General features: G+C 67.1%; 15 protein-coding genes and 1 pseudogene. 4 read left to right on the forward strand and 12 right to left on the reverse strand.

The genetic code is table 11. The features are described from left to right. Positions 1-65: 65 nt before the first annotated feature. On the reverse strand, positions 66-509 hold the full coding sequence (locus tag ECTPHS_RS04240) for a DUF4399 domain-containing protein (RefSeq protein WP_008931450.1): 444 nt from the start codon (positions 507-509) through the stop codon (positions 66-68). A 189-nt stretch (positions 510-698) separates the two neighbouring features. Here ECTPHS_RS04240 and ECTPHS_RS04245 point away from each other — a divergent pair, with 189 nt between their 5' ends. The 4 genes from ECTPHS_RS04245 to ECTPHS_RS04260 are packed head-to-tail and all read left to right on the forward strand — an operon-like array spanning position 699 to position 4,512. Then, positions 699-1,709 (forward strand): alpha/beta fold hydrolase, encoded by a 1,011-nt coding sequence (locus ECTPHS_RS04245; RefSeq protein WP_008931451.1) that lies wholly within the window; start codon positions 699-701, stop codon positions 1,707-1,709. A 16-nt stretch (positions 1,710-1,725) separates the two neighbouring features. After that, entirely contained in the window at positions 1,726-2,739 is a 1,014-nt protein-coding gene (gene sohB, locus ECTPHS_RS04250; protein ID WP_008931452.1) for a protease SohB, read from the forward strand. A gap of 15 nt (positions 2,740-2,754) precedes the next feature. Then, on the forward strand, positions 2,755-4,167 hold the full coding sequence (locus tag ECTPHS_RS04255) for an MFS transporter (RefSeq protein ID WP_008931453.1): 1,413 nt from the start codon (positions 2,755-2,757) through the stop codon (positions 4,165-4,167). Positions 4,168-4,188: 21 nt separating this feature from the next. Next, a complete protein-coding gene (locus ECTPHS_RS04260; RefSeq protein ID WP_008931454.1) occupies positions 4,189-4,512 on the forward strand; it encodes a pyrimidine/purine nucleoside phosphorylase in 324 nt (107 codons plus the stop codon). A gap of 19 nt (positions 4,513-4,531) precedes the next feature. Here the strand turns inward: ECTPHS_RS04260 and ECTPHS_RS04265 are convergent, their stop codons facing one another. The 11 genes and pseudogenes from ECTPHS_RS04265 to ECTPHS_RS04315 form a co-directional block, all read right to left on the reverse strand. Beyond that, the gene (locus ECTPHS_RS04265; RefSeq protein ID WP_008931455.1) at positions 4,532-5,302 is read right to left on the reverse strand and encodes a type II secretion system protein N; all 771 of its coding nucleotides are present in this window, start codon (positions 5,300-5,302) and stop codon (positions 4,532-4,534) included. Then, on the reverse strand, positions 5,299-5,790 hold the full coding sequence (gene gspM / locus ECTPHS_RS04270; protein WP_008931456.1) for a type II secretion system protein GspM: 492 nt from the start codon (positions 5,788-5,790) through the stop codon (positions 5,299-5,301). The genes ECTPHS_RS04265 and gspM overlap by 4 nt, the downstream gene beginning before the upstream one ends. Next, positions 5,787-7,043 carry a type II secretion system protein GspL gene (gene gspL / locus ECTPHS_RS04275; protein ID WP_008931457.1) on the reverse strand — a complete coding sequence of 419 codons (1,257 nt, stop codon included), beginning with the start codon at positions 7,041-7,043 and terminating at the stop codon, positions 5,787-5,789. The genes gspM and gspL overlap by 4 nt, the downstream gene beginning before the upstream one ends. Positions 7,044-7,111: 68 nt before the next feature. After that, positions 7,112-7,909 carry a type II secretion system minor pseudopilin GspK gene (gene gspK, locus ECTPHS_RS04280; RefSeq protein ID WP_040405118.1) on the reverse strand — a complete coding sequence of 266 codons (798 nt, stop codon included), beginning with the start codon at positions 7,907-7,909 and terminating at the stop codon, positions 7,112-7,114. Positions 7,910-7,928: 19 nt separating this feature from the next. Further along, positions 7,929-8,579 (reverse strand): type II secretion system minor pseudopilin GspJ, encoded by a 651-nt coding sequence (gene gspJ / locus ECTPHS_RS04285; RefSeq protein ID WP_008931459.1) that lies wholly within the window; start codon positions 8,577-8,579, stop codon positions 7,929-7,931. Next, complete coding sequence (gene gspI, locus ECTPHS_RS04290) at positions 8,576-8,971, reverse strand: type II secretion system minor pseudopilin GspI (RefSeq protein WP_008931460.1); 396 nt, start codon at positions 8,969-8,971, stop codon at positions 8,576-8,578. The genes gspJ and gspI overlap by 4 nt, the downstream gene beginning before the upstream one ends. Beyond that, a complete protein-coding gene (gene gspH / locus ECTPHS_RS04295) occupies positions 8,962-9,531 on the reverse strand; it encodes a type II secretion system minor pseudopilin GspH (RefSeq protein ID WP_040405119.1) in 570 nt (189 codons plus the stop codon). Before gspH ends, gspI begins: the two co-directional genes overlap by 10 nt. A 5-nt stretch (positions 9,532-9,536) precedes the next feature. Then, positions 9,537-9,971: a type II secretion system major pseudopilin GspG gene (gene gspG, locus ECTPHS_RS04300; RefSeq protein ID WP_008931462.1), complete on the reverse strand. Its 435-nt coding sequence runs from the start codon at positions 9,969-9,971 to the stop codon at positions 9,537-9,539. Positions 9,972-10,002: 31 nt separating this feature from the next. Continuing rightward, positions 10,003-11,217, reverse strand: a complete 1,215-nt coding sequence (gene gspF, locus ECTPHS_RS04305) for a type II secretion system inner membrane protein GspF (RefSeq protein ID WP_008931463.1) — start codon at positions 11,215-11,217, stop codon at positions 10,003-10,005. 34 nt (positions 11,218-11,251) lie between these two features. Further along, positions 11,252-12,769 carry a type II secretion system ATPase GspE gene (gspE, locus tag ECTPHS_RS04310; protein ID WP_040405120.1) on the reverse strand — a complete coding sequence of 506 codons (1,518 nt, stop codon included), beginning with the start codon at positions 12,767-12,769 and terminating at the stop codon, positions 11,252-11,254. A gap of 23 nt (positions 12,770-12,792) precedes the next feature. After that, positions 12,793-13,604 (reverse strand): annotated as a pseudogene (locus tag ECTPHS_RS04315) (type II secretion system protein GspD); the annotation flags it as partial.

Here is a 13,604-nt window from a genome sequence, read left to right on the forward strand (position 1 = left end):
GGGAGCCGCGCCTTTGTGGCGGTTATACTATCAGAACCATCCGGCAGAACCATCCGGGTTTACGCCTATTCCACGGTCACCGTGATCTGCTCGGACACCACCGGCGGATCAAAACTGGCATGGCGATAGTCCATGAACAGCAACTGCAGGGTATGCCGACCCGGCGGCAAGCTCACCTCGGCCTCGGTCTGCCCGCCGCCGAAATGCAGGGTGTGGTCGGTGAACGGCAGCGGCATGTCCAGATTCACTGCGTCCAGATCCTTGTTGACCAGCAGATGGTGATGGCCGGTGTTGGGACGATCCACACCGGCGGGCGCCACGCCGGCCCCCTTGAGCCCCATGCGCACGGTAAAGGGCGAAGTGACCGCATCACCGTCGGTCGGGCTGATGAAGTAGACCGAGGCCCCCTCGGGCGGGGCGATGCGCCCCAGGTCCGCCTGTGCCGTACCCAATGTCAGCAGCGCCGGTATTGACAGGATGATCAGGATGTTCAGGACTTGACGATGCATGGGAAACCCTCCCGGGATTGATGAGCCATCAAAAGTTGACCACGACGCCAGGATTATAGCCCTTCTCCTGATTTTGGCCGACGTCGCTTGAGAAACCCCCGGCACCCATGGATACTCCCAGGCTTCAAGAAGATCATTGATGAGGGGATCCCCCCTCGGTCAGCCAACGCATCCGCAGGAGTTGCCGCCATGTCCAGGACGATCACGTCACAGCCCTCGATCCAGTTTGCCCAGGCCGTCACGGGCGCTGCCGACAAGACCGGCACCCAGGCCCCACCGTCCCCACTGCCGTCGGCCCTGAGCGGCGAGCGGCGCACCCTGGACAGCAAGGCGGGCCAGCTCTGTTATTACCAGGGTGGCCCGGCCCAATCCGAGGCACAGCACACCGTACCCCTGCTGCTCATTCACAGCGTGAATGCCGCCGGGTCCGCCTACGAGATGAAACCCCTCTATGACCACTACAGCCGCCTGCGGCCCGTCTTTGCCCTGGATCTGCCCGGCTTCGGCGGCTCGGACCGCAGCGACCGGCCCTACACGCCCCGCCTCATGACCGATGCCGTTCATGCCATGGTGCAGGAGATCCGCCGGCTGATGGGCGACGGCCCCATCGATGCCATCGCCCTGTCCCTGGGCTCTGAGTTCCTGGCCCGGGCCGCCGCCGAATCCGCCGACGATTTTCGTACCGTAGCCCTGGTCAGCCCCACCGGCTTCCGGGGTACCGGCCGCCTGGACGGCCCACCGGAAAGCACCCGGGGCATGCCCTGGCTGCACACCCTGCTCACCCGGGGTCCCTGGAACCAGGGCCTGTTCAACGCCCTGACCAAGCGCAGCGTGATCCGCTACTTCCTCAACAAAGCCTGGGGTTCCCGTCGCATCGACCTGGGCCTGCTGGAGTACAGCGTGGCCACCACCCGCCAGCCCGGCGCCCAGCATGCGCCCTATCATTTCCTGGCGGGCAACCTGTTCAGCAAGGACATCACCCGGGTCTACGAATCCCTGACCCTGCCGGTGTTCATGTGTCACGGCGAGCGGGGCGACTTCGTGGATTATCGCGGCAAGGCTGCGGTGGAACGCCTGCCCAACTGGCAGGTGGAAGAACTGCCGACCGGCGCCCTGCCCTTCTATGAACTGCCCGACGAGTTCACTCAGAAGTATGATGCCTTCGTGGAAAAGACCCTGGGCACCACGGGCGAAGCCTGATCGGGACTGAGCACCGATGGAATTCCTGTACGAGTACGGCCTGTTCCTGGCCAAGGCGGTCACCTTCGTGGTGGCCGCCCTGATCCTGCTGGGCAGCATCACCGCCGCCGCCGGCGGATCCCGGGAACGGGGCCAGGAACACCTGAACGTCCGGCATCTCAACCAGCGCTACCGGGACATGGAAAAGACCCTGGGCGAGCATCTCAAGACGCCCCGCAGCCTGGGTCAGCGCCTGCGGCGACTGGGCCGGAAACAGGATGACAAGAAGCCCTCCCCGCCGCCGGACCCGGATCGCAGCCGCATCTTCGTGCTGCGCTTTCACGGCGACATTCGCGCCTCCCGGGTGGAAAACCTGCGGGAAGAGGTGTCCGCCATCCTGACCCAGGCCCGCAAGGATCTGGACCAGGTGGTGGTCTGCCTGGAGAGCGGCGGCGGCATGGTGCCCCACTACGGCCTGGCGGCCTCCCAGCTGGTCCGGCTGCGGGACGCGGGACTGCATCTCACCGTCACCGTGGACCGGGTAGCCGCCAGCGGCGGCTATCTGATGGCGGCGGTGGCCCACCGCATCGTCGCCGCGCCCTTCGCCATCGTCGGCTCCATCGGCGTGGTGGCCCAGCTACCCAACCTGCACCGCTGGCTCAAGCGCCGGGAGGTGGACGTGGAACTGCTCACCGCCGGCGAATACAAGCGCACCCTCACCGTCCTGGGTCAGAACACCCCGGAGGGACGGGCCAAGTTCCAGCAGGAGCTGGACGAGGCCCATGCCCTGTTCAAGGCGTTCCTGGGCCGCTACCGGCCCCAGCTGCACCTGGACACGGTGGCCACCGGGGAGCACTGGTACGGGGAGCAGGCCCTGCCCCTGAACCTGGTGGACGCCCTGAGTACCAGCGACGATGAACTCATGCGCCTGTCCAGGGAGTTCGACCTGTACGAGGTCACCTACCGCCGCAAGCAGCCCCTGGGCAAGCGCTTCAGCGGCGCCGTGGACGGGGCGCTGGACCGCGTGATGCGGCTTCTCGGCAGAACCTGAGATTCCAACCAACCCATGACCCAGACCAGCAACCCACCTTCCGCGGTGAAAACCCACCGGATCGGTCCCATCTATCTGGCACCGGGCATCCTGCCCCTCCACGGCTGGACCTTCTTCTACGGTGGCTTCGTCTCCATCGGTCTGCTGGTGTTCATCACCATCGGCCAGACCTACATCCTCAACGAGCACCTGAACATCCCCCTGGACCAGCAGGGCACCCTCACCGGGGATCTGGTGTTCTGGACCGAGGTGGTGGCCCTGCTGCTGTTCATCCCGGCGGGGATCCTCATCGATCGCATCGGCCGAAGGCCCATCTTCATTGCCGGCTTCATGCTGCTGGCGGCCACCTATGTGCTCTATCCGCTGGCGGGGTCCAGCGATGACCTGTTCCTGTATCGGGCCATCTATGCCATGGGCATCGTCGCCATTGCCGGCGCCCTGTCCACGGTGCTGGCGGATTACCCGGCGGAGCGTTCCCGGGGCAAGCTGGTGGCCATCATCGGCATGCTCAACGGCCTGGGGATCGTCATGATCGGCCAGATGTTCGGGGTGCTGCCGGAGGTGTTCACCGCCCGCGGAGTCAGCGGCACCGATGCCGGGCTCTACACCCATCTGCTGGTGGCGGGGCTGGCGGTGGCCTCCGCCATCATCATCGGCTTCGGTCTCAAGGGCGGGGTGCCACCCACCCGGGAGGCCCGCCCGCCGGTGCGCAAGCTGCTGGTCACCGGAGTGACCGAGGCCCGCAACCCGCGCATCCTGCTGGCCTACGGCGCGGCCTTCATTGCCCGCGGCGACCAGTCCATCAATGCCGCCTTCGTCGTGCTCTGGGGCACCACGGTGGGCATCGGCATGGGCATGAGTTCGCCGGAGGCCATCAAGCAGGCCACCCTCATCTTCGTCATCACCCAGGTGGCGGCCCTGCTCTCGGCGCCGCTGCTGGGGCCGCTGGTGGATCGCCTGAACCGGGTCACCGCCCTCGGCGTCTGCATGGGCCTGGCGGCCCTGGGCAACCTGGCGGTGATCTTCATGGACAATCCCCTGGGCGGCGGCACCACCTGGATCTTCTTCGTGCTGCTGGGCATCGGCCAGATGAGCGTGTTCCTGGGCGGGCAGTCCCTGATCGGCCAGGAGGCCCCCAAGGCCACCCGCGGCTCGGTACTGGCCATGTTCAACATCAGCGGCGCCCTGGGCATCCTGCTGATCATGATGATCGGCGGCCGCCTGTTCGACCACATCGATCCCCGCGCCCCCTTCGTCCTGGTGGGCGCCATCAACATCCTGATGATGCTGGCCAGCTTCTATGTCCGGGCCAAGGCCCCCGGCATGAGCATCTCCCAGGTGGAAGCGGAGCGGGACGGCATGACCTCCATGGAGTCCCAGGACCCATGGATCGACCCGGCCCACCGGCCGCGGGATCGCAAGACCTGACCTTTTTCGGAGCATTTCTCCATGAGCATCACCCAACAGTTCGACAACGTCACCCTGAACACCCAGGCCAATGTGTACTTTGACGGCAAGTGCGTCAGCCACGGCTTCACCCTGGCGGACGGCACCCGCAAGTCGGTGGGGGTGATCCTGCCCGCCCGCCTGACCTTCAACACCGGGGCGCCGGAGATCATGGAATGCGTGGCCGGTGCTTGCCGGATCCGCCTGCCGGGAGAGGATGCATGGCGCAGCATCGCTGCCGGAGAGTCATTCTCGGTGCCCGGCGACGCCAGCTTCGATATCGAAGTGGACGGCGGGCCCTTCCACTACATCTGCCACTTCGGATAATCGCTGCCGCGACAACGGCTCAGAAGCGTCCGGACAGGTTCAGGGGAACCCTGCCTTCCGCGTCCGGCCGCCCCATGAAGCCCAGGGCCTGGGACAGCTCCCGACGGGCACCTTCCCGCGTCCCCAGGCGCAGACGCAGCTGGTAGGCCCCGCCCGGGGCCAGTCCCGCCGTGCCTTCCGCGAACAATGGCCCGCCCTGATCGCGGATGACGGCCTCCAGATGACCCGCCTCGGTGGCGGTCAGGGTGGCCCGCAGATCCCCCAGGGGGAGAGGTTCGGGCAGTCCCGAGGCGGCATTGAGCCAGCCCACCACGCCCTCCACCTGACTGAAACGCCCCTGCCGGTCAAGCCGCAGGCTGGGGATGTCCGCCAGGACTCGCCCCTGCACGATCACCGGCAGGGTCAGATAGGCCTCGGCCAGTGCCGCCGCCGGCAGGTCGGCCCGCAGATCCCGCAGGCGCAGGCCCGAAGGGTGAAGACCCAGGCGGGCGGCGGCCGTCCCGCCCGCCGGCCGCAGGGTGACATCCACCCGCAACTCCCCGCGCAGCCCCGCCAGGGGACGTACCCGCCACTGCAGATCCGACAGCATCAGTTCATCCAGCCGGACCTGTCGCGCCTGACCCTGCCAGAGGGTGCCGGACATCCCCGCCGGCTCCACCCCGTCAGGCACCAGTCCCCGGTCCCGGGCCAGTTGCCAGGCGAAGGATGCCGGCAGGGTCACCAGCAGGAAGATCAGATAGGCGATTCCCCCCAGTACCAGGTAATGCCACGACTTCAGACCCGACTTCACGCCCCCTGCCCCTCCAGAACCAGTCGTGCATTGACCCGGCCGGCGGCCGGCTGGCGGTCCACGACCAGACCGCTGACCTGAATCCCGTACTGCTGCCCCAGCCCGTCCAGCCAGCGCAACAGGTCATCGAAGGCGACATTCTCCATCCACACACGGACCGTGCCCGTCCCCTCCGGCTGGACCCGCCGCAGACTGGAGGCCAGATTCGCCTGCCTGGCCGTGGCATCCACCAGCCCCAGCAGGGACTGGGTACCCTGGGCCGCGGGCGCGGGACCGGACTGACCCCTGGCGGCCCGCACCTGCGCCGAGGCCGCCTCCATCCAGCCCAGATCCCCCTGCAGTCGCTCCACCGTTCGCGCCGTGGCCTCCACCCGGTCATTGAGAGGTAGCCAGATCAGGCCGTAGGGCAGGATCAGCGCCAGGCACAGACCGCCCAGGGTCAGGATCCGCCGGTCGCGGGATGAGAGTGTTTGCCACCACGGGATCATGACTCGTTGCTCCGGATCAGGATGCGGCTGTCCACCCGGTCTTCCCGGGTGCTGGCGGACTGGATCTCCACGCTCCAGCCGGGATTCGACTCCAGCTGCTGCCGCAGGCGGTCCAGGCTCTGGAGGTCGGCCAGATGCAGGTCCAGATCCAGTCGACCCGGCTGGTAGCGCAGGCTCTGGATCATCAATCCCTGCTCGGCGGCCAGGGCCGGGCCGGCCGCCGTCAGCAGGGCCTCCAGGCCGGAAGCCGTCGGGCCGCCGTCCTGGCCCTGGTGCAGGCTGTTGAGGGCGCTCTGCATCTGGCGCCGGGGGTCCACCACGCGGCTGCCGGGGAAAGTCCGCTCAAAAACCTGAGTGATCTCCCGCTCCAGCCGGTCCCGCTCCGCCTGCAGGGTGTGCAATTCCCACCCCAGGGCAATGAACTGGACCACGACCAGCGCCAGCAACAGGGCCGCCGCCGGACGCCAGGGGCGCCACCACCGGCCCAGGCCGTCGCGGGGACTGAAGGCACCACTGGCCAGATTGAAGGGTGCCGATTTCGGCCAGGCTTCGACAATGGCGGCCGCCAGACCCGCGGCGGCAACAGGGCGTGCGACCGGTATCCCGAGCGCCGACTCCAGGCGTTCCAGGGCCTGATCCTCGGGCAGTGCCGGTCCATGACGGCGGATCTCCAGGCGCTCGGGACGCCGCTCCGGCGGGGTTTCATCCCAGTGCAGTTGCAGCAGGAAGGCTGCGTTGTCCCGCTCCATGGCCATGCCGTCGCCCTCGGCCGTGGCCAGCCAGGCCAGGCTTCCTTCCAGCCAGATCGTCCAGGCATCCGGCGCCGTGGGCAGGACGGCGGTCTCGGGCACCATCAGCCGAGGTTCCAGCCCCTGCCCGCGCAAGGCTTCCCGCCAGGCCTGCATGTCCTCCACGGACACCACGGCCACCCGCAGGCGGCCATCCGGGTCGCGGGCGCCGGGGACGAAATGCAGGCTTTCCACATCGTCCGCCAGCTGGTCCTCCAGGGCATAAGGCAACGCCTTCATCATCGCCCGGCTGTTGCGAGTGGGCATTTCCACGCGGGTGAGCAGGACCCGTGATCCGGGAACCAGCATGATCAGACGACCGGCCGGGAGCTGCTCCGCCAGCACCTCCAGCCCCGCCGGGGACAGGGCCTGCACGGTGCCGTCCGTCATCTGCAGCAGGGCTTCCCAGGGCGCCCCGGGATTGCCGGCATCGGTGGGTCTCAAAAAGACCTGGCTGGGGTTCACGGATCGTCTCCGGTGATCGGGCAAGAAGGCATCATCATGGCAAATTTCATCAGGATCTGCAGGGGGCTTCAGGGCCCGCAGGCGGTCTGCTCCCGCAACACCACCCGCTGTTCCCGGGTATCCAGCACACTGCAGAGCAGGAAACGCCGCCCGGCCAGCTCCGTGCGAACCGCCAGACGGAAGTACCGGGACTCCACCGTCGTGTCCTCGGCGGTGCCGAAGGCCCGCTGCAGGATTTCCGGGGCCTCGTGCAGATTCATGATGGAGGTGGTCTCCGGCAGGGCGGTCACATAGGGGGCCACGGCCCACCAGACCGGTGTCGTCACCCCCAGCACCAGCCGCAGCTCGCTGGGGCTGAGCATGGACCGGTTCCCGCTCAGGTAGGGCGGGTCCAGGGCCCGATAGGCGGGGTCATCGGTCTCCGGATCGAGCCAGTCGGTGAGATGGACCAGCAGGCGTTCGGGATCCAGGCGCAGGTCCGGGGTTTCCCGGGCAATCTCCTCCAACAGCCGGACAAATCCCTGCCGCAGTTCCTCGTCTTCCCGGGCCAGGGCATTGAGATTGAAGCGGCAATGCAGGTCTTCCAGCAGGACGACCAGCTCCGCCCCTTCCAGATAGACGGGAATCGCCGGAGACACACACCCCTCCCAGGGCAGTTCATCATCCTCGTCGCGCTCCCCCAGCAGGCGCAGGGCATAGGCTTCCGCCCCCAGGGAGAGCTGATAGGCCTGGTCATGGGTGAAGACATTGGTGGTCCGGCGGATATCCAGATGCTGCCGGGTGGCCATGGAGACGGCGGCGATGGTGGCCAGGGCCACCACCAGCAGTGCGGTGATCAGGGCGACGCCCCGTTGACGGCGATACATGGCGGCGGTCACCGGCGGGTCATGAATGGGTCACGGGAAACAGCCGCGATACCCGGCCGATTCCTTCCAGGTCCAGAATGATCTCCACCGCCAACGGCAGGGCCATGTCCTGTGAATCCCCCCCCAGGGGCGGCCAGAAGGCCGATGTGGTCAGGCCCTCGATCCCGTCCCGATGATGGAAGCGCAGCTCCCAGTCCCGCAACCCGAACCCCTCCCGGCGCAGGATCACGGGCATGCGGCCGACGGGAGTCTCCCCGCCCCCGTCCAATGCGGACCAGTAAAGCCGATACAGACTGCCCTCATCCATCTCCCAGGCCACCCGCTGCAGGCTGCTGCGACCGGCACCGCCCCGCACCCCGGCGCGGATCACCTCCAGCCGCGGCGGCACCCGGAGGCCGTCATGACGGATCGGCGGCTGGAACTCTCCCAGGCCGTCCCGGGCCGGGCGACGGGCCACCTGCTCCAGATCCCGCCCCAGCAGGGTCATGGCCATCTGCACCTCCGCCAGGCGGGCGGCGGACTCATCCGTGAAGGCCCGCGCCTCCAGTACCGCCCGCAGGCCGCCGTAGGCCATCACCGAGACCAGGGCAAACACGGCCAGGGAGACGATCAGCTCCAGCAGGGTGAAACCGCGTCCGTAGCGTGCAGAAGGGGGGCGACGGAGGCTCATTGCCAATTCAGGTACCCCACCAACCGGGCCAGGGGGGAGGCGTCCGGATCATCCCGGTCGCGGACGCTGATCTCGATCCGGGGCACGGGTCCCAGTTCAAAACCGCCCACATCCAGCATGGCCGGATCCAGACGCGCCTCCCAGAACCATTCCCGTTCCGCCATCATGCTGCTCCCCCGCACCACGGCCTCGGCCGGGGCATCCAGCCCGGCCCGATAGCGGGCCATGACGTTGGAGGCCACCCAGTGGGCATGGGTGCGGTCACGCAGTTCGGCGGCGATGCGGGCGTTGTCACTGCCCAGCTTGATCACCGCGCCCAGGGCCACCGCCAGGATGGTGACCGCCACCAGCACCTCCAGCAGGGTGAAACCCTGTTGCAGCCTCAGCGCCATGGCCGCAATTCCCTGCCGTGAGGGTCCGCCGGTTCCAGTATCTCGATCCGTCCCCCGGGATGACCTCGAATGACGAAGCGGGGTGTGCGGGCCTGATCGGTCAGCCACTGCAGTTCAAAGGGGGTGATCTCGCCGCTGATGCCCAGGTAGACATGGGGCGCCGGATTGGCCGGCTCCCGCTCCAGGCTCACCGGCTGCCCCTCCAGAGACAGGGCCAGCTCGATGCCCAGTCCCCCGAGCTCGCGCCATTGCAACGGTCGATCCCCCGGCACCGGGAGCCACTCGTAGCTGCGGTCATCCACCTGATATTCGCGCAGAAAGCCGTACCCGTGCCGACCCACGCTCAGGGCGGTCTCCTCGGCGGTGAGGATGCCCTCGTCCCGGGCCAGGTCGACCAGGGCGACAAAGCGGCGCATTTCCTGTTCGATGTGACGATCGCGGCCGCCGTCGCCCACCGCGATCACCGCAAAGGTGACCATGATGCCGACGATGAACAGCACCACCACCACCTCCAGCAGGGTGAAGCCGCGACAGGAGTGGCCAGGGCCGGACGGGGACATCCGGATCACTGACCCCAGTTGCCGATCTCTGCGTTGATGCCTTCACCGCCCGGACGGCCGTCGGCGCCGAAGCTGTAGAGATCGAAATCGCCCCGGGTACCTGGATGCAGATACTGGTAAGGGTTGCCCCAGGGGTCCATGGGCAGGCGGTCGATATACCCGCCCTGGCGCCAGTTGCGCGGTTCCGGCTGGCCCGAGGGCCGCTGCACCAGGGCCTGCAGGCCCTGATCCGTGCTGGGGTAGACGAAATTGTCCAGGCGGTAGAGGTTGAAGGCACTCTCCAGGGCGCGAATGTCGTTCTGCACCTTGGTGATACGGGCCTCGTCGGGACGATCCATGATCCGGGGCACGACGATGGCCGCCAGAATCCCCAGGATCACCACCACCACCATGACTTCGATGAGGGTGAAACCGCCTTGTCTGCGTGGATGGATGTTCATGCGCATGCAATCCCCTTGTTGAATATGATCACTAATTGACCAGCTGGTTAAGTTCGAAAATGGGCAACAGGATGGCCAGCACGATGACCAGCACCACCAGCCCCATCACCAGGATCAGCACCGGCTCCAGGATGCCCATGATCATGGCGATGCGGGTTTCCAGTTCCCGCTCCTGGTTCACCGCCGCCCGCTCCAGCATCTCGTCCAGGGAGCCGCCGGCCTCGCCGCTACGGATCAGGTGGACGGTCATGGGCGGGAAATAGCCGGACCGCTCCAGGGCCACACCGATGCCGGAGCCCTCCCGCACCCGCTGGGCCACCGCCTGTACGGCTTCGCGCATGGGCCGATTGGAGATCACCTCGGCGGCGATGCGCAGGGATTCCAGCACCGCCACGCCGCTGGCCGAGAGAATGGACAGGGTGCGGGCGAAGCGGGCGGTATTCATGCCCCGGATGAGGCGCCCCACCAAGGGCAGGCGTAGCAACAGGCGGTGCCAGGCCCGCAGCGGACCGGGCCGGCGCAGCAGATACCGAAACAGCAGACCGGCCGCCACCAGTGCCGCCAGCAGGATCAGACCATAATCCCGCAGGGCATCACTCACCGCGATCAGGGTGCGGGTGAGCCAGGGCAATTCCTGACCGATGCCGCTGAACACCTGGACCACCTCGGGGACCACGTAGGTGAGCAGGGCCACGGTCACCAGCACCGCCATGGTGGTGAGGATGGCCGGATAGAATAGGGCCAGCTGGATCTTCTGGCGCATCTGCTGACGATTTTCCGTGTAGTCGGCCAGACGCTCCAATACCACATCCAGGTGCCCGGACTGCTCCCCGGCGGCGACCGTGGTGCGATAGATATCGGGAAAGACATGGGGGAAATCCCCCAGGCCGCGGGCCAGGGAATGGCCTTCCATCACCCGGGTGCGCACGGCCATGAGCATGCTGCGAATGCGGGCCTTCTCACTCTGGCGGGCCACCGTGCCCAGGGCCTCCTCCAGGGGCAGCCCCGAACGCACCAGGGTGGCCAGCTGACGGGTGAGCAGGGCCAGATCCATGGCACTGATGCCCCGGGACAGGCCCGGCAACCGTTGCCGCCGGCGTTCCCGCAACTGCACCGCCTCCACCGACAGCGGGGTCAGACCGCTCTCCCTCAGTTGCTGGCGGACCTGGCGGGGGGTATCCCCTTCCAGCACCCCGCGGACCTGACGTCCGGTGGGTTTCAGGGCGGTGTATTCAAAGGCGGGCATGATTCGGTACGGGTATCCAGGGACGCATCGATGGTCAATCTTCCTTGGTGACCCGCAGGACCTCCTCCGGCGTGGTGTGGCCGGCCAGGATGCGACGAATGCCGTCCTGGCGGATGCTGGCCGTACACTGGCGGGCGTGGCGTTCCATGGCCTGCTCGCCGGCGCCGTCATGAATCAGGGTGCGGAGGGTCTCGTCCACCTCCACCAGTTCGTAGATGCCGGTACGGCCCCGGTAGCCCAGGTGATTGCATTCGGGGCAACCCACGGCACGGAACAGGGTGTGTTCCCCCGGCGGCAACCCCAGCAGACGGCTGTCGGCCGCGGAGGCCCGGTACGGGGCCTTGCAGTGATCGCAGAGCAGGCGCACCAGGCGCTGGGCCAGCAGGCCCACCAGGGTGGAGGACAGCAGGAAGGGCTCCACGCCCATGTCCCGCAGCCGGGTCACCGCCCCCACCGCGGTATTGGTATGCAGGGTGGAAAAGACCAGATGGCCGGTGAGACTGGCCTGGACGGCGATATGGACCGTATCCACGTCACGGATCTCTCCCACCATCACCACGTCCGGGTCCTGCCGCAGGATGGCCCGCAACCCCCGGGCAAAGGTCATGTCCACCTTGCTGTTGATCTGGGTCTGGCCGATGCCGTCCAGATAGTATTCGATGGGATCTTCCACCGTGAGGATGTTGCGCTTGCGGTCATTGAGCTGGGACAGGGCCGCATAGAGGGTCGTGGTCTTGCCCGAACCGGTGGGGCCGGTGACCAGGATGATGCCGTGGGGCCGTGCAATCACCCGCTGCATCACCGTCAGGGTGGCGGGGTCCATGCCCAGATGGCTCAGGTCAAGGCGCCCGGCCTGCTTGTCCAGCAGGCGCAGCACCACCCGCTCGCCGTGGCCGCAGGGCAGCGTGGAGACACGCACGTCCACCGCCCGGCCCGCCAGCTTCAGGGAGATGCGTCCATCCTGGGGCAGACGTTTTTCCGCGATGTCCAGACGGGCCATGACCTTGACCCGCGAGGTGATCAGCGGTGCCAGGACCCTGGGCGGTTCCAGCACTTCACGCAACACCCCGTCCACCCGGAAACGCACGGTAAGACGGTTCTCGAAGGGCTCGATATGGATGTCCGAGGCGTTTTCCTTGATGGCCTCGGTGAGCAGGGCATTGATGAGACGGATGATGGGGGCGTCATCTTCCGTCTCCAGCAGATCTTCCGGTTCGGCCAGGCTCTGGGCGACGCTGTCCAGATCCTCGTCTTCTCCCATGCCTTCCATCAGCTGCATGGCGTCGTTGCTGCTGCTCTCGTAGCGGGTGCGCAGCAGGAGGTCAAACTGTTCCGCCGGTACCGTTTCCAGGATCAGGGGGCGCCCCAGATGGCGACGCAGCTCGGCCAGGGTCTGACTGGCGACACCCGGTCGACAGACCACCCGCGGGACTCCGCCCGAGTCTTCCATGACCACGACCCCGTGACGCCGGGCAAAGCCGAAACTCACCCCCCGCACCGGGGACGGAGCCGAGGCATCCCCATCCAGTGGGGTGACGGACAGCGCGTCCATGGCCTTCAGCGCACCGCGGGCGTTCATTGACGCCCCGGTGGCGGCTGGATGGTCAGGCCCCGCACCGTGGCGGCCGCGGTGGCCTCAAAGGGTGGCGGCAGATGCAGCAACGCTTCCCAGTCAGGCAGCACCGGCACTGTGTCGTCGGGCATCATCAATACCCCCTGGGCGCGGGACCGCAGCTGCTCGGCCCGGATGTAGTTGTACTTGGCCGCCGTCTGTCCGGTCATGTCATTGTGGTCCCGAATGATCACCGGATGCAGGAAGACCATCAGATTGCGTTTTTCCTTGCTGGAAGTGTCGTAGCGGAACAACCGCCCGAGGCCGGGAATGTCGCCCAGGCCCGGCACCTTGTTGCGGGTCTGAACCAGGACATCATCGATCAGTCCGCCCAATACCACCATCTGCCCGTCGTCCACCATCACGCTGGTACGCAGGCTGCGTTTGTTGGTGATCAGGTCCGCGGCATCCTGGCCGCTGATCCTGGGGGCCACCTGGGAGACTTCCTGCTCGATCTCCAGCTTCACCGCATTGCCCTCGTTGATCTGGGGACGGACCGTGAGCTTCACCCCCACGTCCTGGCGCTGGATGGTGTCGAAGGCCTGACCGGATTGTTCGATGGCCCGACCGGAACGAAAAGGCACGTTCTGGCCGACGATGATCTCGGCCTCCTCGTTGTCCATGGTCAGCAGGCTGGGGGTGGAGAGGATATTGCTGGCGGAATCTCCAGCCAGGGCCCGGATCAGGGTGGCGATGGTGGTCCCGCCGGACTGGCCGACGCCCCCCAGGGTCAGGCCATCCCCCAGGCTGGGCAGGTCCGTGCCGCCGGCAAGGA

Source organism: Ectothiorhodospira sp. PHS-1 (assembly GCF_000225005.1).
GTDB lineage: Bacteria > Pseudomonadota > Gammaproteobacteria > Ectothiorhodospirales > Ectothiorhodospiraceae > Ectothiorhodospira.

What these genes read in the sequence shown, in the direction of transcription:
- ECTPHS_RS04240 (WP_008931450.1), bottom strand. Translation starts at nt 509, where the DNA reads ATGCATCGTCAAGTCCTGAACATCCTGATCATCCTGTCAATACCGGCG.
- ECTPHS_RS04245 (WP_008931451.1), top strand. Translation starts at nt 699, where the DNA reads ATGTCCAGGACGATCACGTCACAGCCCTCGATCCAGTTTGCCCAGGCC.
- sohB (WP_008931452.1), top strand. Translation starts at nt 1,726, where the DNA reads ATGGAATTCCTGTACGAGTACGGCCTGTTCCTGGCCAAGGCGGTCACC.
- ECTPHS_RS04255 (WP_008931453.1), top strand. Translation starts at nt 2,755, where the DNA reads ATGACCCAGACCAGCAACCCACCTTCCGCGGTGAAAACCCACCGGATC.
- ECTPHS_RS04260 (WP_008931454.1), top strand. Translation starts at nt 4,189, where the DNA reads ATGAGCATCACCCAACAGTTCGACAACGTCACCCTGAACACCCAGGCC.
- gspM (WP_008931456.1), bottom strand. Translation starts at nt 5,790, where the DNA reads ATGATCCCGTGGTGGCAAACACTCTCATCCCGCGACCGGCGGATCCTG.
- gspK (WP_040405118.1), bottom strand. Translation starts at nt 7,909, where the DNA reads ATGTATCGCCGTCAACGGGGCGTCGCCCTGATCACCGCACTGCTGGTG.
- gspJ (WP_008931459.1), bottom strand. Translation starts at nt 8,579, where the DNA reads ATGAGCCTCCGTCGCCCCCCTTCTGCACGCTACGGACGCGGTTTCACC.
- gspI (WP_008931460.1), bottom strand. Translation starts at nt 8,971, where the DNA reads ATGGCGCTGAGGCTGCAACAGGGTTTCACCCTGCTGGAGGTGCTGGTG.
- gspH (WP_040405119.1), bottom strand. Translation starts at nt 9,531, where the DNA reads ATGTCCCCGTCCGGCCCTGGCCACTCCTGTCGCGGCTTCACCCTGCTG.
- gspG (WP_008931462.1), bottom strand. Translation starts at nt 9,971, where the DNA reads ATGAACATCCATCCACGCAGACAAGGCGGTTTCACCCTCATCGAAGTC.
- gspF (WP_008931463.1), bottom strand. Translation starts at nt 11,217, where the DNA reads ATGCCCGCCTTTGAATACACCGCCCTGAAACCCACCGGACGTCAGGTC.
- gspE (WP_040405120.1), bottom strand. Translation starts at nt 12,769, where the DNA reads ATGGACGCGCTGTCCGTCACCCCACTGGATGGGGATGCCTCGGCTCCG.